Here is a 20,799-nt window from a genome sequence, read left to right on the forward strand (position 1 = left end):
ACATTGGCATTTTATAATATTAACATAGCTAAAATACCGAGTCAAACTTTTTTTGCTTTTATGATATAATAGCCTTTCTTTTTTTGAACGACAGAAACTTCATCGAACAGTTCCTCGAGCTTTTCAATGGCAGAAGGCGCGCCTTGCTTTTTCTGTATGACGATCCACAACTCACCTGAAGCTTTTAAGTGTTCAGCGCTTTTCTCAAAGATAGCATGGACAACTTTTTTTCCGGCTCGGATTGGGGGATTTGTAAGAATAGAAGCAAATGTTTGGGCAGAATCAACGTTTGAAAACATATCACTCTGATAAATCTTAACGTTTGTTATTCCGTTTTGTTCCGCATTTTCATTTGATAGCTCTACAGCTCTCTCATTAACGTCAATCATGTGGATGGTCCGGTCTTTAAAGTCGCTGGCCACTGATAGACCAATCGGGCCATACCCGCAGCCTACATCCAGAATGCTGCCCTCAACTTCTGGCTCTTCAAAAGAATCAATCAGCAGACGGGATCCGAAATCAACTTCCTTTTTAGAAAAAACCCCGCTGTCGCTTGTAAACGTGAAATCTTTCTTACGAAGCCTAAAAGACCAGGTTTGCTTGTTGCTTTTTACTGAAGGTTTTTCTGAATAATAGTGCTCACTCATTATTAGAACCTCCTTTTGTCATGTCTTAAAGAATGGCAAAGAAAAAGCTCGCCTCATAAAAGCGAGCTTCCCCTACAGGTAAGTGAAGATTACTTAACTTCTACAGAAGCGCCAACTTCTTCAAGTTTAGCTTTAAGCTCTTCAGCTTCTTCTTTAGCAATACCTTCTTTAAGTGGTTTTGGAGTGTTGTCAACAAGTTCTTTAGCTTCTTTCAAGCCAAGACCAGTGATTTCACGTACAACTTTGATAACTTTGATTTTTTGAGAACCTGCACCAGCAAGGATAAGGTCGAATTCGCTTTGCTCTTCAGCAGCTCCGCCTGCAGCAGCTCCGCCAGCTACAGCTACAGGAGCAGCAGCAGTTACGCCAAATTCTTCTTCGATTGCTTTTACTAGGTCGTTCAATTCAAGTACAGTTGCTTCTTTAACGGAAGCAATGATTTCTTCGATATTTAAAGCCATTTGTAATTCCTCCATTTTGTTTTAATTTATGAAAAACTGATTAGATTAAGCGCCTTGTTCTTCCTTTTGTTCTGCCACAGCTTTTGCAGCAAGAGCAAAGTTGCGAACTGGAGCTTGAAGTACGCTAAGCAACATAGAAAGCAAGCCTTCGCGTGATGGAAGTTCAGCAAGAGCTTTCACTTCTTCAACAGTAGAAACTTTACCTTCGATAACGCCAGCTTTGATTTCAAGAGCTTCGTGGTTTTTAGCGAACTCATTAAGAACTTTAGCCGGAGCGACAACATCTTCAGTGCTGAATGCGATCGCGTTCGGTCCAGTTAAGAAATCATTCAAACCATTAAGCTCAGCTTGTTCAACCGCACGGCGAGTCATCGTATTTTTGTAAACTTTGAACTCAACGTTAGCTTCGCGAAGCTGTTTACGAAGTTCTGTTACTTCAGAAACGTTAAGTCCGCGATAGTCAACGATGATCGTTGATTTACTTTCTTTCAGTTTAGAAGCAATTTCTTCAACAACAACTTTTTTTGTTTCAATTGCGCTGCTCATGGTTACACCTCCTGTAGATTCTTGTGTAACACTTATACCGTTAGGTGATCACGACTGAGACGACGGATTCCATATAAAAAGCCTCCATGAGACATGGAGGCTGTATATACAAGCATACGTAACGTAATAGCTGTGATAATATACACCTCGGTAGGATCATTAAGCGGTTAGGCCCCTACTGTCTACGGTATAAATGATATTCTATTTTACAACATTTTGAATCATATCAGAATGTTGATGTCGTGTCAATATTATTTTACGTTAAAAGTTGAAGAGTCTACTTTGACACCAGGTCCCATAGTAGAAGTTACAGCAACGTTTTTCACGTAAACGCCTTTTGCTGCAGCAGGTTTAGCTTTCAGGATTGTATCATACATTGTTGTGAAGTTCTCAACAAGTTTTTCATCCTCGAAAGAAACTTTACCGATAGGAACATGAATGTTTCCAGCTTTATCAACACGGTATTCAACTTTACCAGCTTTGATTTCGCCGATAGCTTTTTCAACTTCGAAAGTAACTGTACCAGTTTTAGGGTTTGGCATTAAACCTTTTGGTCCAAGTACACGACCGATTTTACCAACTTCACCCATCATGTCAGGTGTAGCTACGATTACATCGAAATCGAACCAGCCTTGTTGAATTTTGTTGATGTAGTCAGTATCGCCAACGAAATCTGCACCAGCAGCTTCAGCTTCTTTCGCTTTTTCGCCTTTTGCGAAAACGAGAACGCGCTGAGTTTTACCAGTTCCGTTTGGAAGCACGACTGCTCCACGGATTTGCTGGTCGTTTTTACGAGGGTCAACCCCTAGACGGAAAGCCACTTCAACTGTAGCGTCGAATTTAGCTGTGTTTGTTTTTTTAACGAGAGCTACTGCTTCAGAAACGTCGTAAGCTTTTGAACGATCTACAAGCTTAGCAGCTTCAACGTACTTTTTACCTTTTTTAGCCATTTTAAAATTTCCTCCTTATGTGGTTATAGCGGAATAACCTCCCACGAATAAGGGTTGCGAACTTGTTAAAACTCGCAACCCGACAAGAAACAAATTAATCCTCGATTACAATACCCATACTGCGGGCAGTACCTTCAACCATGCGCATTGCCGCTTCAACGTCTGCTGCGTTTAAGTCAGGCATTTTCGTTTCAGCGATTTCGCGTACTTTATCGCGCTTAACAGTTGCCACTTTATTACGGTTTGGTTCACCAGAACCAGACTCAATTCCAGCTGCTTTTTTAAGCAATACTGCAGCAGGCGGAGTTTTTGTAATAAATGTAAATGAACGGTCTTCGTAAACCGAAATTTCAACAGGAATGATTAAACCAGCTTGGTCAGCTGTACGAGCGTTAAACTCCTTACAGAATCCCATGATGTTAACACCGGCTTGACCAAGTGCAGGTCCAACTGGTGGTGCTGGGTTAGCTTTTCCAGCAGGAATTTGCAATTTTACAACTTTTACTACTTTTTTAGCCACGAGACACACCTCCTTAAGTCCGTGATGTGGTAATAGGGTAGACCCTCCCACTCAAGGTTTCATTCTTTATATGAATGACGAAATATCAAGCTAGTTGCCTTGGATAAGTCCAAGACGTACCTTTGCTATATTATCATTTATATATAGCAATTTCAAGTTTTTTCACATTACAATTTATCGATTTGGGTAAATTCCAGCTCAACCGGCGTTTCACGGCCGAACATATTAACGAAAACTTTGACCTTGCTTTTATCATAATCAATCTCTTCAATTGATCCAGTAAAGTTGGCAAAAGGCCCGTCTATCACTTTCACTGTCTCTTTCAGTTCAAAGTCAATGTCCGTTTTGCGTTCGTCCATGCCCATTCTCTTCAGAATGGTTTCCGCTTCGCCCGGAAGCAGCGGCGTCGGTTTTGAGCCAGAGCCGGCAGATCCTACGAATCCAGTAACGCCTGGCGTGTTGCGGACAACATACCAAGAGTCGTCTGTCATTACAATTTCAACAAGCACATAACCAGGGAATACTTTCTTTTTCACGACTTTTTTCTTGCCGTTTTTGATATCCGTTTCTTCTTCTTCAGGTACGACTACACGGAAAATTTTATCCTGCATCCCCATTGATTCAACACGTTTTTCCAAGTTGGCTTTTACTTTATTCTCATAACCAGAGTACGTGTGAACAACATACCAATTCTTTTCCATTCTCTTCAGGACTCTCCAGTCCTTCCCTCCCCGCATTTGGTTTTTAGTGAATGACCATAACGCTTCAAAAAATAGGCGGCAAACCTATGATAACTTTCATTTTAAGCCACAATAAAAAACCCGCTGAACGGGTTTTGGCAAGTGATATTATGATCTATTATAGCACGTATTGCTGATCATTATTCAACTATTAAACGAATTAATTGAGAAATTCCTGTGTCAAGGAGGGCAAAAAAGATAATAAAAAAGATAACTGTTGAAATCACCGTAATGGTATAACGCGTTAACTCTTTTCCTTTAGGCCAGCTTACCTTTTTCATTTCTTTCCCAACATCTTTAAAGAATTTCATAATACGCATGTAAAAGACCTCCACAATTTAAAAGCGCAAAAACTATTTTGTTTCAAGATGAGCTGTATGTGAATTGCAAGTACTGCAGTATTTCTTTACTTCTAATCGCTCAGCCGCTGATGCAGAGCTCTTCATTGTCGTATAATTACGGTTTCCGCATGTCTTGCATGCTAGCGTAATCTTTTTTCTCATGTCATTACACCTTTTTCTAAATAGACATTAGTTCTTATCTTTAGTAACATATCACAGTCAGAAAAATACTGTCAATATAACATAAATCCCTATTACAAACTGATTTCACGAATTTCCAAGTACTTCTCCAGCTTACGTTTTACACGCTGAAGGGCATTGTCGATCGATTTCACATGCCGGTTCAGTTCATCGGAAATCTCTTGGTAACTTCTTCCGTCAAGATATAAGACGAGTACTTTTCTCTCTAAATCACTTAATAGTTCTCCCATTTTCATTTCAATGTCATCAAATTCTTCCTGATTGATGATCATTTCCTCAGGGTTTAAGGTTTTCGCTCCTGAAATGACATCAAGCAGCGTTCGGTCTGATTCTTCATCAAAAATCGGTTTATCTAATGAGACGTAGGAATTCAAAGGAATGTGTTTCTGGCGAGTAGCTGTCTTTATTGCGGTAATAATTTGGCGGGTAATACATAATTCTGCGAAAGCTTTGAAAGAGGTAAGCTTGTCCTCTTTGAAGTCACGAATAGACTTATAGAGGCCTATCATACCTTCCTGAACAATATCTTCTCTGTCCGCTCCTATTAAAAAATAGGATCTTGCTTTTGCCCGAACAAAGTTTCGGTACTTCGTAATCAAGTAATCTAACGCATCACTGTCCCCAACATGAACCTTTTCAATGACCTGCTCGTCCTCCAACTGGCAAAACTGCTCTTTGTTGAATTTTCCCTTGTTGTTCTGTAGATTCACTCCGATCCCCCCGGCGCACGTAGATAGAAATATTATACAGTATTGGGCAAAAAAGCGTCAACTTAATCTAAGTCTCCCCGCCTCCACTTTTCAAACGTTTTCAAAACCTCTTCCGATAAAGCAATTTTACCCGCCGGCTTTTCAGAAGTGATTTTTCTTACCCGTCTCTCTATTCGCCTTTCAATCGCTTCTACCTCTCTCAAAAGCTCCCGGGCCGATTTCCGCAATGCCCCCTGCCCGAAAATCGCCCACTGCTCAGTATAGTCAGAGGTTGCAACATGAATTTGAGTCGCAATATTATTCAAAGCCTGAGCAAGCTTTTCTATCCGCTCATCAGCCGTCTCATTTTCTTTCGTAAAAATCACTTCAACTCTGTGATTGGTCTGTTTTTTCTCAAGCCCTTTTACGAGATGTGCGTCAAAAACAACAATAACCCTGTTCCCTGTATACGATTGATATTCCGCCATTTTCTGAATCAGTACGTCTCTCGCCTCTTCAAAACTGTTCGCTTTTAAATCCTTCAGCTGCGGCCAGGCTCCAATCATGTTGTATCCGTCTACTAACAGGATATCCATGGGTCTTTATTCTCCCAGAGGGTTTCGTTTCCGGTAGACTTCATACATCAAAAGACCAGCCGCGACAGATGCATTCAGTGAAGTTACCTTCCCGGCCATCGGGAGTTTAATGAGAAAATCACACTTTTCTTTAACGAGGCGGCCCATCCCTTTTCCTTCACTTCCAATGACTAAAGCCAAAGGCATATTGCCGTCCATATTGCGGTAATCCTCACGCGCGGATGCATCCGTTCCGACAACCCAGATCCCCCGCTCTTTCATTTCTTCTAACGTCCGCGCCAAATTGGTGACTCTTGCTACAGGAATGTGCTCAATTGCCCCTGTTGAAGCTTTAGCCACTGTTGTTGTCAGCCCGACAGCTCTCCGCTTTGGAATCACGATGCCATGGGCGCCGACCGCATCAGCCGTTCTCATAATGGAACCGAGATTATGAGGGTCTTCAAGCTCGTCCAGAATGAGGAAGAAAGGCTGTTCATTTCTTTCTTCGGCTGCTTTATATAAATCGTCCAGTTCTGCATATTCATACGCTGCAACCTGTGCCACTACGCCTTGATGCTGCCCTGTCACCATTTGATCGAGTTTTTTTCTCGGGACATATTGAATCGTGATCCCCTGCTTTTTCGCAAGCTCAATCACCTGCTGTGCTTGTCCCTTTACGGTGTTTTCCGCCATCCACAGCTTATACAGCTTACGATCTGATTTTAACGTCTCGATCACTGCATTTTTCCCTATGACGTAATCATGTTGCTGACTCATTTGTTTTCCTCCCTGACGTCCCGAATTGTATAGCTTCGGCAACGAGCTGACTAAGTCTTTCCTCTTTTTTCTCTAGAAAAAGATAGCCAAGCAGCGCTTCAAATGCTGTACTATAGCGGTATGTCTGAACATCTGTATTTTTAGGTGTCGTTCCCGACTTCGCATTTCTGCCTCTTTTCAGCACCGCTTCCTCTTCTTCCGTAAAAAATGATTGATCCTGCAGAAAGAATAGGATCTCAGCCTGTGACTTTGCCGACACGATCCGGCTTGATTTCTTATGAAGATCATTTGGTTTGGTAAAACCCTGCTTAAGCAGGTGATGCCTTACATACACTTCAAAAATGGCATCACCTATATAAGCAAGCGCCAGACCGTTAAGCTGCTTTGAATCTTTTATCGTTTCAAAATCAAGCATCCGTTATTCTCCCCGTTTCCAGCGAGTACCTTGAGCCGTATCTTCAAGAATGATATTCATGCTTTTCAGCTGGTCGCGGATCTGATCTGACAGTGCAAAATCGCGATTTCGGCGCGCTTCATTTCTTTTTTCGATTAAGTCTTCAATCTCTTGATCGAGAAGTTCCTGCTCGCCCAATGAAAAACCGAGGACAGATACAATGCGGTCAAACATGCCGATAAACGCCTTAATCACATGATCAGCCGTATGATCTTTCTGAAGATAATAATTGGCATGCTTCGCTAAGTCGAACAAGACAGAGATGGCATTCGCCGTATTAAAATCATCGTCCATCGCTTCTTCGAATGCTTTGCGGTGTTCTTCAACTTTCTCAAGCCATTGATCGTCATCTTCCGTTAAATTCGTACTGCTGTTCAGACGGTGCTGAAGGTTGCTGTACGCTGTTTTCAAACGATTAAATGCGCTTTTCGTATTCTCCAGAAGCTCTTCTGAATAGTTAATCGGGTGGCGATAATGAACAGATAGCATAAAGAATCTCAAAAGCTGCGGATCATGCTGTTTAATGATGTCATGCACAAGCACAAAGTTGCCCAGTGATTTTGACATTTTTTCATTATCAATATTGATATAGCCATTATGGAGCCAGTACTTCGCAAACGTTTTGCCTGTCAGTGCCTCAGATTGCGCAATTTCGTTTTCATGGTGAGGGAATGTTAAATCCTGTCCGCCCGCATGGATATCAATCTGGTCACCCAGATACTTTTTCACCATCGCTGAGCATTCAATGTGCCAGCCCGGACGTCCTTTTCCCCAAGGGCTATCCCAAGAGATTTCTCCTTCTTTTGCCGCTTTCCACAGCGCGAAATCAAGAGCATCTTCTTTTTTCTCGCCGACCCGGATGCGTGCACCTGATCTCAGTTCATCAATAGATTGCTGAGAAAGCTTTCCGTACCCTTCAAATGCTCTTGTTTTGAAATAAACGTCACCTTCTGATTCATAAGCGTAGCCCTTTTTCACGAGCTGATCTACGAATTCGATAATCGCATCCATGTTTTCCATCACTCGCGGATGAAGGTCGGCTTTTCGGCAGCCGAGCGCACCTACATCTTCAAAGTATGCTTTAATAAAACGCTCTGAAATGGTAGGTACGTCCTCACCGAGTTCATTTGCCGCTTTAATTAATTTATCGTCTACGTCTGTAAAGTTAGAGACATACTGCACATCATAGCCTTTATACTCCAGATAGTTTCGAACCGTATCGTATACGATAGCCGGACGAGCGTTCCCGATGTGAATGTAATTGTAAACCGTCGGTCCGCACACGTACATTTTCACTTTTCCCTCTTCAAGAGGAACGAATGTTTCCTTCTGTCTAGTCAATGTATTATAAAGAGTGATTGTCATTTTTGATTGATCCTTTCTTTTCTGTCTTCAAGTTCTGCCTTCAGCTCTAAAATCTGGTGTTCCAAAGACTTAAAGCGATCAGCAACCGGATCGGGCAAATCCTGATGGTTTAAATCGCGTCTTACTTTCTTGCCATTTTGTACAACGACCCGTCCAGGGATGCCGACAACTGTTGAAAAATCAGGAACATCGTGCAACACTACTGAACCAGCTCCAATCTTTGAGCCTTCACCGACAGTAATTGAACCGAGCACTTTAGCACCTGTGGCTATCAATGCGTCATCTTTAATCGTTGGGTGCCTTTTTCCCTTTTCTTTCCCCGTTCCCCCGAGGGTAACCCCCTGAAAAACGGTTACGTTATTGCCGATTTCACATGTCTCCCCAATGACAACCCCCATACCGTGGTCTATGAAAAATCTTCTCCCGATAGTAGCGCCGGGATGGATTTCGATCCCGGTAAAAAATCGGCTTACCTGAGATATAAGGCGTGCAAGGAAATAAAATTTTCGTTTATATAAAGCATGTGCAATCCGATGCGCCCATATAGCATGTAAACCGGAATAAGTTAAAATCACTTCAAAATAGCTTCTTGCTGCAGGATCTTGATCGAACACTGTATCAATGTCTTCTTTGAGCATTCTAAAAAACACATGCTTCCCCCCACTTCTCTATCTGATTTCCTCTTCACCCAATAAAAAAAGCGCCTCTGCATGAAAACATGACAGAGACGCTTTAACCGCGCGGTTCCACTCTGTTTGAAAAGCAGACTTCTGCTCTCCCAACTTCAGCCTGTAACGGCGGCGGCCGCCTTTGAATACTGATTTCGAAAAATGTTCTTCAAAGGTCTTAAGGGCGCACTTCTAAAACCCGGCTCATGGATCTCTCTCAGCCAATGAAGATCCTTTCTGTAAAGGCCTAAAGCTCTATACTCTTCCCTGTCAACAATCATTTATTTAGATATTTTTTAAACGCTGAATTGCAGTTTCTTTACCGATCAATTCAATTGATTGCGGCAGTTCCGGACCGTGAGTTTGCCCTGTTACGGCAACACGGATCGGCATAAACAGTTTTTTCCCTTTATGGCCAGTTTCTTTCTGCACTGCTTTGATTGATGCTTTGATGTTATCCGGAGTGAACTCCTCAAGCTCTTCAAGCTTCGCAGCGAATGTGCTGAGCACTTCAGGAACCTGTTCCTCTTCCAGAACAGCTTTTGCTTCTTGATTATACTCGATCTCATCCGTAAAGAACAAATCAGTCAACTCAACAATTTCCGCACCGTAGCTTAATTGCTCATGATACAGGGAAATCAGTTTACGAACCCATTCTTGTTCTTCAGCAGAAAGCTCAGCGCCAACTTTGCCGGCTTTTTGCAAATGCGGAAGCGTCAGTTCAATAACCTGATCAAGATCCAGCTTCTTCACGTATTGATTGTTAACCCATTTTAGCTTATGCATATCAAACAAAGCTGGTGATTTAGATAAACGGTTTACATCAAAAATATCAATAAACTGTTCTTTTGTGAATAGCTCTTCTTCCCCAACCGGTGACCAGCCAAGCAGGCCGATAAAGTTGAACAGCGCTTCCGGCAAGTAGCCAAGCTCTTTATACTGCTCGATGAATTGAATAATGGACTCATCGCGTTTGCTGAGCTTTTTACGGCTTTCATTTACGATCAGCGTCATGTGTCCGAACTGAGGAATATCCCATCCGAATGCTTGATAAATCATAATCTGTTTCGGTGTGTTAGAAATATGATCCTCACCGCGCAGCACGTGTGTCATTTTCATTAAATAGTCATCAATAGCTACTGCGAAGTTGTAAGTCGGCGTTCCGTCCTTTTTCACAATAACAAAGTCGCCAATGCCATCTGATTCGAAAGAAATTTCGCCTTTTACGATATCGTTGAAGGCAATGACTTTTCCTTCCGGCACGCGGAAACGAATACTTGGCTTTCTGCCTTCAGCAATAAATTTTTCCTGTTCTTCTTGAGACAGATTTCTGTGTTTTCCGGAATAACGCGGCATTTCTCCGCGGGCTATCTGTTCTTCACGCTCTTTTTCAAGCTCTTCTTCCGTACAGTAACATTTATAAGCAAGCCCTTTTTCAAGAAGCTCTTCATAGTACACTTTATAGATATCGTTACGCTCTGACTGACGGTATGGGCCGTACTCACCGCCGACATCCACACTCTCATCCCAGTCAATACCAAGCCATCTCAAATAATTCAGCTGGCTTTGTTCTCCGCCCTCAATATTGCGCTTTTTATCAGTGTCCTCAACACGAATAATAAACTTACCGCCTTGATTGCGGGCAAATAAATAATTAAAAAGCGCCGTTCTGGCATTTCCAATATGCAAATGTCCGGTTGGACTCGGTGCATAACGGACGCGTACTTCGTTTCCCATTTTCAAATACTTCCTTTCATGTCATGTATGGCCTCAGGCAAAAATGTATGAATCTATTCTACCACCAAATAGACCCAGCATCAAAGCAAGTTAGCCTTTTTGTATCAGTACTGTCGCTTGAGCCGCTATTCCTTCCGCTCGACCTGTAAATCCAAGCTTTTCTGTTGTTGTTGCTTTTACATTTACTTGAGAAACGTCCGCCTCAAGCCCTTCAGCGATTCTTTGTCTCATATCTTCTATGTACGGCAGCATCTTTGGCTTCTGTGCAATGATGGTGCAGTCAATGTTTCCAAGAACATACCCCTTCTGTTTCACGATCCCCCAGACATGCTGAAGTAATTTGAAAGAATCTGCGTCCTTGAACTCGGGATCAGTATCAGGAAAATGCTTGCCGATGTCGCCTTCTCCAACAGCTCCGAGGCAGGCGTCAGCGACTGTATGCAGCAATACGTCTGCATCAGAATGGCCGAGCAGCCCTTTTTCATACGGGATTTCAATTCCGCCAATAATAAGAGGGCGCCCCTCCACTAATTGATGCACATCAAATCCTTGTCCAATTCTAAACATGATTATTCCTACTTTCTGATTCCATGATAGCTTCAGCTGACGTTAAATCGTCTGGCGTCGTCAGCTTAATATTTGTATAGCTGCCTTCTACAACGCGGACCGAACCGCCTTCCATCTCTTCAACGAGGCTGGCGTCATCCGTCCCTAAAAATCCCTTATACTCCGCCTCAGCGTGGGCCTTCATCAATAAAGAAAGACGAAAAGCTTGTGGCGTTTGGACAGCCCACAAGCTTGAACGTTCAATCGTCTCACTGACTTGTAAATCTTGAACGCGTTTAATCGTATCTTTTACCGGGACAGCGAGGATGGCCGCTCCTGTCTGTTCCACTTCAGCGATCAGTTTGTCAATTTGTTCATGCTTTATAAAAGGCCGGGCGCCGTCGTGAACAAGGACTATCTTTTCTTGTTTCACGGCTTTCAGCCCTTTATAAACACTGTGCTGACGCTCATCTCCGCCTGCCACAAGCTCAACAGCGGTTTGAAACGGATAATCGGCCAGCAATTGCTGAAAGTGCTCCCGCTCGCGCTCATTAATCACCAAAATGATTTTTTCGCACGGCCGGTGGCTGTCAAACACTCTTAACGTGTGAATGATCACCGGGTCTCCTTTCAGCTCAATGAACAGCTTATTTCTCCCTGCCTTCATCCGTTTTCCCTGTCCGGCTGCAGGAATCACCACATCATAACTCATTGTTTTTCTCCCTTTACAGCGCCTTCTCCAACAGCTTGGGCTTAGCAAAAATCATTCGTCCCGCTGCTGTTTGCAGCACACTTGTAACGAGTACATCAATATGCTTGCCGATATAATTGCGTCCTTCTTCAACAACAATCATCGTACCGTCATCCAAGTAGGCAACTCCCTGATTATGCTCTTTCCCGTCCTTAATGACCTGAACATTCATTTCCTCGCCAGGAAGCACAACAGGCTTGACCGCATTGGCAAGGTCATTAATGTTTAGTACTGCTACCTTCTGAAGCTCGCATACTTTATTTAAATTAAAATCATTCGTCACGACGACCCCGGATGTCAGCTTAGCGAGTTTGACGAGCTTGCTGTCAACCTCCTGAATATCTTCAAAGTCGCCTTCATAAATTTCAACTTCAATGTCTAATTCTTTCTGAATGCGGTTCAGGATATCGAGACCGCGTCGTCCTCTGTTTCGTTTTAAAACATCTGAAGAATCAGCAATATGCTGCAATTCCTCAAGGACAAACTGCGGAATCACGATAACTCCCTCTAAAAACCCAGTCTGACAAATATCTGCTATTCTCCCATCAATAATAACACTTGTGTCCAAAATTTTCAGCTTCTTGTCCTGAACCTCATGTTCTTCATCGGCTGTTCCTTTTTTCTTTTGCATTCTGGCGGAAATAGAAAACAGGCTGATCAATTCATCCTTTTTCTTAAAGCCCACCTGGAAACCGAGATAACCAAGGAAGAACGCTAAAAACACAGGGATGATTGTGCTGAATATGCGGTAAGGTATATTGTCTAAAGGAATAACATTTACGATAAGATAAGCGATTATAAGTCCAAAAACCAGGCCAAGACTTCCAAATAACAAATCTGGAACCGGCGCTTTTAACAATGAATCCTCTATCCACTTCACCCAGTTCACAACGTATTCTGTACCCCATATACTGATGAGAAAAAAGATAATTGCTCCTATTGCCGCAGACGTATATGCGTTTGTTATTAAAGGTATGTCCTGTATACTTAACAGTACAAACAATTCAGGTATTAAAAATATACCAACAACGCCGCCAAAGATAATGAAGAACGCCTGAACTATTCGTTTTAACATACCCCCACCTCCTTTTTTAACATTTTATTTCACAAAGTTTTATGCATCCTACGAATATCAGAATAAACAAAAACCAACATTAATATACCCGTATTCATAAGGTTTTAACCGAAATCACAGCTGTCTGTCTAAATAATGCTTCTCTTGCAGGCGTTTTAGTCCTTTTTTGATTTTTTGGGCTCGTACTTCACCGATTCCCTCAACTTCATCTAATTCTTCTGCACTCGCCTCAATAATCCTTGGTAGGACTCCAAATGCTTCTACAACATTTTCAACAATCGGCATCGGAAGACGCGGTATCTTATTTAACAGCCTGTATCCTCTAGGCAATACATAATCGTCAAGATTTGTAGAAGCCGGATAACCGAGCAGCTTATACACAATGGAATCATCCAGCAGATCATAACTGGACATATCCTGCAGCTCTTTCAAGAGAACAAACGGATCTTTAATCTTTTCTTTCACATAATCCTTAATAAATAAAGCAGCCTCTTCTTCCATATCTGTAATCAATTCAATGACTTGCAGCTTAATCAGATGTCCTTCTGTCCCCAGCTCTTTGATATACATGTTGATTTCGTTTTTGATTCTCAGCACCATTTCATAACGATGCATGACAGACAAGACATCACTGAAGGTAACAAGCTCCTCAAACTCTAATGCATTCAGTGCGTTAATCGTTTTATCGAGGATTGTCTTATATTTTTCAAGTGTTTGTATAGCTTGGTTCGCTTTGGTTAAAATAAATCCTATGTCTTTTAGTGTATACTTCATGTTTTCCTGATATAACGTTATAACATTTCTTCTTTCAGAAATAGCGATCACGAGGCAGCCAGTTTGCTTAGCTACTCTTTCGGCAGTACGGTGCCGCATTCCTGTTTCTGATGAAGAAATTGTGGCATCTGGCATCAGCTGAGTATTGGCGTAGAGGATCTTTTGACCTGAATCACTTAAAATGATTGCTCCATCCATTTTAGCCAGCTCATATAAATGAGCCGGAGAAAAAGCCGTGTTTATGTGAAAGCCGCCGTCCACCACTTCTTTTACTTTATCATTATATCCAACAACAATCAGACCGCCTGTATTTGCTCTCAAGACGTTTTCCATCCCTGCTCTGAGCGGTGTACCCGGAGCAACAAACTGCAATATAGATGACAGGTCTAACTCTTGTTTCGCCCCTTTTTTCTCTTTTTCCATCTATTATCCTCCTAATGAAGTACGAAGCGCCTCTGCAACATTTGCTACTCCGATAACCTCAATCCCTTTTGGTTTTGTCCATCCATCCAGATTTGCCGCGGGTATGATCATTCGTTTAAAACCGAGCTTAGCCGCTTCTTTCACACGCTGTTCAATTCTTGAAACCCGCCGAACTTCTCCGGTTAATCCCACTTCTCCTATAAAACAATCTGCAGGATTTGGAGGTGTATCTTTAAAGCTGGACGCGATGCTGATCGCAATGGCAAGATCAATTGCAGGTTCATCAAGCTTTACGCCGCCGGCCACTTTCAAATAAGCATCCTGATTTTGCAGCAGCAGCCCAACTCTTTTTTCTAACACAGCCATTAACAGAGAAACCCTGTTATGGTCTATTCCTGTTGCCATACGCCGCGGATTGCCAAAGCTTGTTGGCGAGATGAGCGCCTGGATTTCAACGAGAATCGGTCTTGTGCCCTCCATAGAAGCAGTTATGCTTGAGCCTGCGGATCCCGCTGAGCGTTCTTCCAAGAAAATTTCTGAAGGGTTCAAAACTTCAGTGAGCCCCTCTTCGCGCATTTCGAAAATGCCCATTTCATTTGTAGAACCAAAACGGTTTTTTACAGCCCGCAAAATACGGAAAGTATGGTGACGTTCCCCTTCAAAATATAAAACAGTGTCAACCATATGCTCCAACAGTCTCGGCCCTGCAATAGACCCTTCTTTCGTCACGTGCCCTACGATAAAAATCGGAATGCCTTTTGTTTTTGCAATTTTCATCAGCTCAGCGGTACATTCTCTGACCTGTGACACACTGCCCGGAGCCGATGTAATGTCACTTTGGTAAACCGTTTGAATAGAGTCTACAACAACAAACGCTGGATTCATCTCTTGTATAGCAGACGAAATATACTCCATATCGGTTTCAGATAAAACATGCAGTGACGGACTATTAATGCCAAGACGATCTGCTCTCAGTTTCGTTTGCTTTACCGATTCTTCTCCCGAAATGTACAGCACACTGTTCGATGAATCTGATAATTGAGCGGAAACCTGCAGTAATAACGTTGACTTTCCGATACCAGGATCGCCGCCGATTAAAACGAGTGAGCCTTTGACGACGCCCCCGCCGAGCACTCTGTTAAACTCGCCAAGCTGGGTTTTAACCCGGGGTTCTTCTGATGTTTCGATTGATGTAATAGGTGAAGGTTTCTGTACAGTTTGAACTGAATGAGAAAAAGCCGCTCTCCGATTGGCCGGCACTTTTTTTATCATTTCTTCCACCATAGTATTCCAAGCACCGCAGCCCGGACATTTCCCCATCCATTTTGGAGACTCGTAACCGCAGGATTGGCAGATGAATTTCGATTTTGTTTTAGCCATATATAGTGTAAGACCTCTCCCTTGTTCTATTTCTTGATATGAAAGTGAGGCATACACTTACATGCTGTATGCCTCATTTTCGTCTTCTATATTAATTCGTTTTAGCAGTCGTTTTTACGACAAATTCGCCGTCTTCTACATCGAGAACGATATGCTGTCCTTTATGAATATTTCCTCGGAGGAGTTCTTCAGATAAACGGTCCTCGACATGTTTTTGGATAGCTCTTCTTAACGGACGGGCACCGTATTCCAAGTCAACGCCCTCTTCCGCGACTTTCGCTTTTGCAGCATCGGTCAATTCGATAGAAAGATCCTGTTCTTTCAGGCGTTTTGTTAATTGATCAGACATCAATGACACGATTTCAGTGAGATGTTTTTTCTCAAGTGAATGGAAGACAATGATTTCATCAATCCGGTTGATAAACTCCGGTCTGAACGCACGTTTCAATTCACCCATCACTTTATCTTTCATGTCTTTATGATTTTGCGTCTCATCCTGAACGTTAAAGCCGACATATTTATTGCGTTTCAGCTCACTTGCTCCGACGTTTGACGTCATAATCAGAATGGTATTACGGAAATCGACTGTACGTCCCTTAGAATCAGTCAATCGTCCGTCTTCAAGAACTTGCAGGAGGATATTGAAGACATCAGGGTGCGCTTTCTCAATCTCATCAAGAAGCACGACAGAGTAAGGTTTTCTTCTGACTTTCTCTGTTAATTGGCCGCCTTCATCGTATCCCACATATCCCGGAGGTGAACCGACAAGTCTTGAAGTTGAGTGTTTTTCCATGTATTCAGACATATCAATTCTGATCATGGCTTCCTCATCACCGAAAATGGATTCAGCAAGTGCTCGCGCAAGCTCTGTTTTACCAACACCTGTAGGGCCTAAGAAAATGAATGAGCCGATTGGGCGTTTAGGATCTTTTAATCCTGCTCTTGCACGTCTAACTGCTTTTGCAACAGCTACAACTGCTTCATCCTGGCCAATGACACGGGAGTGAAGAATGCTTTCCATATTGAGAAGCTTATCTGTTTCAGTTTGGGCGATTTTAGATACAGGCACCCCAGTCCAGCTGGATACAACCATCGCAATATCATCAACAGTAACCTCTGAGTTTTCCTGCCCTTGCTTCTCTTTCCATGATTTCTTCGTATCCTCTACTTGCTCGCGCAGGCGCTGCTCAGTATCACGCAAGGAAGCTGCTTTTTCAAACTCTTGGCTTTGCACTGCCGCATCCTTCTCTTTACGAACCTCATCAAGCTTCTGTTCAAGCTCCTTTAAGTTAGGAGGCGTTGTAAAGGAGCGCAGTCTCACCTTTGAACCCGCTTCATCGATTAAGTCAATTGCTTTATCCGGAAGGAAACGGTCAGAAATATATCTGTCAGAAAGCTTAACCGCAGCTTCAATGGCATCATCTGTAATTGATACTCGGTGGTGAGCTTCATATCGGTCACGCAAGCCTTTTAAAATTTGAATACTTTCATCTGCAGACGGCTGATCAACCTGTATCGGCTGAAAACGGCGTTCCAACGCTGCATCTTTTTCAATATATTTACGGTACTCATCAAGAGTCGTCGCTCCAATACATTGAAGTTCACCGCGAGCAAGTGAAGGTTTTAAAATGTTAGATGCGTCAATCGCACCTTCTGCTCCGCCCGCTCCGATTAATGTATGAAGCTCATCGATGAATAGAATGATGTTTCCTGCCTGGCGAATTTCATCCATGACTTTTTTCAGGCGATCCTCAAATTCACCGCGGTATTTTGTGCCGGCAACAACTGTTCCCATGTCTAATGTCATCACGCGTTTATCGCGCAAGATTTCGGGAACTTCGTTATTGATAATTTGCTGTGCCAAACCTTCTGCGATAGCCGTTTTACCTACACCTGGTTCACCAATGAGAACAGGGTTATTTTTCGTTCTGCGGCTTAACACTTCGATCACACGCTGAATTTCCTTGCTTCTGCCGATTACAGGATCAAGGCTGTCTTCCTTCGCAATAGCAGTTAAGTCTCTTGCCAAGCTGTCAAGCGTAGGCGTATTCGCATTGCTGTTTGTTCCTGTCGCTGATGATCCTGTTTCATTGCTTCCAAGAAGCTGTAGCACCTGCTGTCTTGCTTTATTTAAGCTGACACCGAGGTTATTCAGCACTCTCGCAGCAACACCTTCACCTTCGCGAATCAGACCAAGAAGAATATGTTCTGTCCCGACATAAGAATGCCCGAGTTTTCTTGCCTCATCCATTGAAAGCTCAATGACTTTCTTAGCTCTTGGAGTGTAGTGAATCGTTTGAGACATTTCCTGCCCGCGACCGATCAAACTTTCAACTTCTTTTTGAATTTTATCTGAACCAAGCCCAAGCGCTTGTAGAGCTTTAGCAGCAATCCCTTCTCCTTCTCGTACCAGTCCTAATAAAATATGCTCAGTGCCAATGTTATTATGACCTAAACGGAGTGCTTCTTCCTGTGCAAGCGCCAGTACTTTTTGAGCTCGTTCTGTAAATCTTCCAAACATCATATCGATTCATCCTCCTGTCTTTTCCCATTCATTTCTAAGTGAAGCCGTTCTCTGATGAGAGCCGCTCTTCGAATGTCCCTTTCGTTCGGACGCAAAGCGCCTCCCGAGTACTGCTGTAAAAATCCTGGCTGTGTCAAAATCATTAGTTCATTAAGTATGTTGCTTGAAAGTCCTTTAATAATGCCTAGATCTATGCCTAACCGGACATCTGAAAGGCACTTTGCAGTTTCTTTCGATTCTATCATCCGGCAATTGGACAAGACCCCATAAGACCGATATACCTTATCCTCAAGTTCAATTTTAGAGGTTTGGTAAAGCGCTTCTCGGGCAGATCGTTCTTGTTCAATCAGCTGGGCAGCAACACTGTTAAGGTCATCCACAATATCCTGCTCTGACTTACCAAGCGTGATCTGATTTGAAATTTGAAAGATATTTCCTACTGCTTCGCTGCCTTCCCCATAAATTCCTCTAACAACTAAGCCTAATTGATTAATTGCCGGTATAATTCGATTTATTTGCCTAGTTAAAACCAGTGCCGGCAGATGCATCATGACTGAAGCCCTTAAACCCGTACCTACATTTGTAGGACAGCTGGTTAAGTACCCTCTTTGCTCATTAAATGCATAATCAACTTTTTCTTCAATCCAGTCATCGACCTGGTTTGCGGCTTTCATTGCCTCTAAAAGCTGAAATCCAGGAAAAAGACACTGAATTCTAATATGATCCTCTTCATTTAGCATGACGCTTACTTCTTCATTTTCAGAAAGCAAACAGCCGCCAAAAGGAGACTCTGTCAGATTCGGACTGATGAGATGTTTTTCAACAAGTACACGCTTTTCTAAAGGCTGTGCATCATTCATCCTGATCAAAACGAATTTTCCGATTCCAGGAATTTCTTGTTCTGAAAACTGATCTTCAAATTGCTGTATGATGGATGAGGCTTCTTCATTGGAATACCGCGTAGGGAACCTTATATGTTCAAAGTTCCTTGCTAAACGTATGCGGCTGCTGAGTACAATGTCACTTTCAGGTCCTTTCTGCTTCATCCAACTGCTTAGTGCGTCCTGAATAAAATGCTTTAGCGACATTACCCCTGTTCCTCCTCACTATCTTTACTTTTGAGTGATTGTTCTAATGAACGAATTTGATCTCTCACATGAGCTGCGTTCTCAAATTCTTCTTGATGGATTAAGGATTCTAATTCTTTTTTCAGCATGTCAATCTGCCGTCTGACATGGAGATTGCCGCCTATACGTTTCGGTATTTTCCCAGCATGCACAGTGTTTCCGCTGTGCACTTTACGTAAGATAGGTGTAATGTTGCTATGAAATGTTTTATAACATTCAGAACATCCAAAACGGCCGATTTTTCTAAATTGCTGAAAAGTCATTCCGCATTTTGGACAAGCTGATATTTGGTCCGAGTGACTGAACATTTGAGTTCCTGCATTCTGGAATGAAGAATCCATGTTCAGCAAACCCGAAAGTAAATTATGAATAGAGAAACCTTGATTTGCACTTATACCGTATGAATCACTATTTTCTTTGGCGCATTGTTCACAAATATGAACTTCTATTTTTTCTCCGTTAACAACCTTTGTAAAGTGAAAAGTGGCTGGTCTCTCGTGGCACTCTTGACAAATCAATCTTTTCACCCGCTTATTTTAATTTTAAAGAAGTCAGCATAGCCTTCATCATTCTCGCTCTTAATTCATCACGTTCAGGCAAGTCAATGTGTAAAACTGAGCGGTCCATCACGCTGACCATCATTTTTGCTTCTCTTTCTGAAATCACCTTGTCTTCTAATAGCCTTAAAATAATGTCATCAGAGGCTGCTTGAGACAAATGGGTATTAATTTGAGAAATAATATTATTAATCAGGACAACTTCATTGTTCATTTTAATTTTAATGATTCTGATGTAACCGCCGCCCCCGCGTTTGCTCTCAACAATATATCCTCTTTCGCTTGTAAATCTGGTGTTGATGACATAATTTATTTGGGAAGGAACGCATTGAAATTTATCTGCAATTTCACTTCGTTTAATCTCTAAAATTTCCTTGCCATTTTGATCTAACACTCGTTTTAAATATTGTTCAATGATGTCAGAAATATTATGTCCCACTCAACCCCCTCCTTTACTGACTTTGACTATATTTGACTTTAATCTTACTATAAGGCGTTTCTCGAGAATTTTCAACTTTCTCGCTCTATCCTTTATTATTTCCATTTTCCCAACCCATAAAACCTGTTTGGCGATTTAAAATTCAGTGTAAAGTTATTATATTATACAATTAAAAGAAATTTTATGATACTAATAAACCAGAATACAAAAAAGGGCAGCTCATATGAGCTGCCCTTTTTTCAATTGCTTGGCGGCGTCCTACTCTCACAGGGGGAAACCCCCGACTACCATCGGCGCTGAAGAGCTTAACTTCCGTGTTCGGCATGGGAACGGGTGTGACCTCTTCGCTATCGCCACCAAACAAATGAGAGTGTTCTCTCAAAACTAGATAACAGGTGTGACATCATTCAAAATGTGGTTAAGTCCTCGATCGATTAGTATCTGTCAGCTCCATGTGTCGCCACACTTCCACCTCAGACCTATCAACCTGATCATCTTTCAGGGATCTTACTTCCTTGCGGAATGGGAAATC

The 20,799-nt window shown here is 42.3% G+C and carries 24 protein-coding genes, 2 rRNA genes and 2 other annotated features; all 26 genes read right to left on the minus strand.

The window, feature by feature from the left end:
* Positions 1-41: 41 nt before the first annotated feature.
* Positions 42-647, minus strand: coding sequence for a class I SAM-dependent methyltransferase (locus tag AC0C66_RS20895; protein WP_472973702.1), 606 nt, complete (start codon positions 645-647; stop codon positions 42-44).
* Positions 648-736: 89 nt separating this feature from the next.
* On the minus strand, positions 737-1,108 hold the full coding sequence (gene rplL, locus AC0C66_RS20900; protein WP_003156436.1) for a 50S ribosomal protein L7/L12: 372 nt from the start codon (positions 1,106-1,108) through the stop codon (positions 737-739).
* Between the two features lie 45 nt (positions 1,109-1,153).
* Positions 1,154-1,654 (minus strand): 50S ribosomal protein L10, encoded by a 501-nt coding sequence (gene rplJ, locus AC0C66_RS20905; protein ID WP_003242020.1) that lies wholly within the window; start codon positions 1,652-1,654, stop codon positions 1,154-1,156.
* A 65-nt stretch (positions 1,655-1,719) separates the two neighbouring features.
* Positions 1,720-1,860: a sequence feature (ribosomal protein L10 leader region), on the minus strand.
* A gap of 45 nt (positions 1,861-1,905) precedes the next feature.
* Positions 1,906-2,604 (minus strand): 50S ribosomal protein L1, encoded by a 699-nt coding sequence (gene rplA / locus AC0C66_RS20910; RefSeq protein ID WP_003235040.1) that lies wholly within the window; start codon positions 2,602-2,604, stop codon positions 1,906-1,908.
* Between the two features lie 94 nt (positions 2,605-2,698).
* The gene (rplK, locus tag AC0C66_RS20915; RefSeq protein ID WP_003156430.1) at positions 2,699-3,124 is read right to left on the minus strand and encodes a 50S ribosomal protein L11; all 426 of its coding nucleotides are present in this window, start codon (positions 3,122-3,124) and stop codon (positions 2,699-2,701) included.
* 167 nt (positions 3,125-3,291) lie between these two features.
* Complete coding sequence (gene nusG, locus AC0C66_RS20920) at positions 3,292-3,825, minus strand: transcription termination/antitermination protein NusG (RefSeq protein WP_003225764.1); 534 nt, start codon at positions 3,823-3,825, stop codon at positions 3,292-3,294.
* 179 nt (positions 3,826-4,004) lie between these two features.
* Positions 4,005-4,184: a preprotein translocase subunit SecE gene (gene secE, locus AC0C66_RS20925; RefSeq protein ID WP_072182892.1), complete on the minus strand. Its 180-nt coding sequence runs from the start codon at positions 4,182-4,184 to the stop codon at positions 4,005-4,007.
* Between the two features lie 33 nt (positions 4,185-4,217).
* Positions 4,218-4,367 carry a 50S ribosomal protein L33 gene (rpmG, locus tag AC0C66_RS20930; protein WP_003156421.1) on the minus strand — a complete coding sequence of 50 codons (150 nt, stop codon included), beginning with the start codon at positions 4,365-4,367 and terminating at the stop codon, positions 4,218-4,220.
* Positions 4,368-4,459: 92 nt separating this feature from the next.
* Positions 4,460-5,116, minus strand: coding sequence for an RNA polymerase sporulation sigma factor SigH (sigH, locus tag AC0C66_RS20935; protein ID WP_003225758.1), 657 nt, complete (start codon positions 5,114-5,116; stop codon positions 4,460-4,462).
* Positions 5,117-5,178: 62 nt separating this feature from the next.
* On the minus strand, positions 5,179-5,691 hold the full coding sequence (gene rae1 / locus AC0C66_RS20940) for a ribosome-dependent mRNA decay endonuclease Rae1/YacP (RefSeq protein WP_003225756.1): 513 nt from the start codon (positions 5,689-5,691) through the stop codon (positions 5,179-5,181).
* A gap of 6 nt (positions 5,692-5,697) precedes the next feature.
* Entirely contained in the window at positions 5,698-6,447 is a 750-nt protein-coding gene (gene rlmB / locus AC0C66_RS20945; protein ID WP_003225755.1) for a 23S rRNA (guanosine(2251)-2'-O)-methyltransferase RlmB, read from the minus strand.
* Positions 6,431-6,862 carry a mini-ribonuclease 3 gene (locus AC0C66_RS20950; RefSeq protein WP_003242030.1) on the minus strand — a complete coding sequence of 144 codons (432 nt, stop codon included), beginning with the start codon at positions 6,860-6,862 and terminating at the stop codon, positions 6,431-6,433. Before AC0C66_RS20950 ends, rlmB begins: the two co-directional genes overlap by 17 nt.
* Before the next feature lie 3 nt (positions 6,863-6,865).
* Positions 6,866-8,266 carry a cysteine--tRNA ligase gene (cysS, locus tag AC0C66_RS20955; protein WP_072182891.1) on the minus strand — a complete coding sequence of 467 codons (1,401 nt, stop codon included), beginning with the start codon at positions 8,264-8,266 and terminating at the stop codon, positions 6,866-6,868.
* On the minus strand, positions 8,263-8,916 hold the full coding sequence (cysE, locus tag AC0C66_RS20960) for a serine O-acetyltransferase (protein WP_014112338.1): 654 nt from the start codon (positions 8,914-8,916) through the stop codon (positions 8,263-8,265). The genes cysS and cysE overlap by 4 nt, the downstream gene beginning before the upstream one ends.
* A gap of 70 nt (positions 8,917-8,986) precedes the next feature.
* Positions 8,987-9,217, minus strand: a binding site (T-box leader).
* 2 nt (positions 9,218-9,219) lie between these two features.
* Positions 9,220-10,671 (minus strand): glutamate--tRNA ligase, encoded by a 1,452-nt coding sequence (gene gltX / locus AC0C66_RS20965; RefSeq protein WP_061188090.1) that lies wholly within the window; start codon positions 10,669-10,671, stop codon positions 9,220-9,222.
* 90 nt (positions 10,672-10,761) lie between these two features.
* Positions 10,762-11,238, minus strand: a complete 477-nt coding sequence (gene ispF / locus AC0C66_RS20970; protein WP_072182890.1) for a 2-C-methyl-D-erythritol 2,4-cyclodiphosphate synthase — start codon at positions 11,236-11,238, stop codon at positions 10,762-10,764.
* On the minus strand, positions 11,231-11,929 hold the full coding sequence (gene ispD, locus AC0C66_RS20975) for a 2-C-methyl-D-erythritol 4-phosphate cytidylyltransferase (RefSeq protein ID WP_072182889.1): 699 nt from the start codon (positions 11,927-11,929) through the stop codon (positions 11,231-11,233). Before ispD ends, ispF begins: the two co-directional genes overlap by 8 nt.
* A gap of 13 nt (positions 11,930-11,942) precedes the next feature.
* Positions 11,943-13,043 (minus strand): PIN/TRAM domain-containing protein, encoded by a 1,101-nt coding sequence (locus tag AC0C66_RS20980; RefSeq protein ID WP_014112332.1) that lies wholly within the window; start codon positions 13,041-13,043, stop codon positions 11,943-11,945.
* 114 nt (positions 13,044-13,157) lie between these two features.
* On the minus strand, positions 13,158-14,240 hold the full coding sequence (gene disA / locus AC0C66_RS20985; protein ID WP_014112331.1) for a DNA integrity scanning diadenylate cyclase DisA: 1,083 nt from the start codon (positions 14,238-14,240) through the stop codon (positions 13,158-13,160).
* Between the two features lie 3 nt (positions 14,241-14,243).
* Positions 14,244-15,620, minus strand: coding sequence for a DNA repair protein RadA (gene radA, locus AC0C66_RS20990; RefSeq protein ID WP_072182888.1), 1,377 nt, complete (start codon positions 15,618-15,620; stop codon positions 14,244-14,246).
* 91 nt (positions 15,621-15,711) lie between these two features.
* Positions 15,712-18,144 carry an ATP-dependent protease ATP-binding subunit ClpC gene (gene clpC, locus AC0C66_RS20995; protein ID WP_003225731.1) on the minus strand — a complete coding sequence of 811 codons (2,433 nt, stop codon included), beginning with the start codon at positions 18,142-18,144 and terminating at the stop codon, positions 15,712-15,714.
* On the minus strand, positions 18,141-19,232 hold the full coding sequence (locus AC0C66_RS21000) for a protein arginine kinase (protein ID WP_061188087.1): 1,092 nt from the start codon (positions 19,230-19,232) through the stop codon (positions 18,141-18,143). The genes clpC and AC0C66_RS21000 overlap by 4 nt, the downstream gene beginning before the upstream one ends.
* Positions 19,232-19,789 carry a protein-arginine kinase activator protein McsA gene (mcsA, locus tag AC0C66_RS21005; protein ID WP_072182887.1) on the minus strand — a complete coding sequence of 186 codons (558 nt, stop codon included), beginning with the start codon at positions 19,787-19,789 and terminating at the stop codon, positions 19,232-19,234. Before mcsA ends, AC0C66_RS21000 begins: the two co-directional genes overlap by 1 nt.
* Positions 19,790-19,802: 13 nt before the next feature.
* A complete protein-coding gene (gene ctsR / locus AC0C66_RS21010; protein WP_003225724.1) occupies positions 19,803-20,267 on the minus strand; it encodes a transcriptional regulator CtsR in 465 nt (154 codons plus the stop codon).
* 245 nt (positions 20,268-20,512) lie between these two features.
* Positions 20,513-20,628, minus strand: a 5S ribosomal RNA gene (gene rrf, locus AC0C66_RS21015).
* A gap of 53 nt (positions 20,629-20,681) precedes the next feature.
* Positions 20,682-20,799, minus strand: a 23S ribosomal RNA gene (locus tag AC0C66_RS21020); the annotation flags it as partial.

It is taken from the genome of Bacillus sp. VA13, assembly GCF_055710085.1.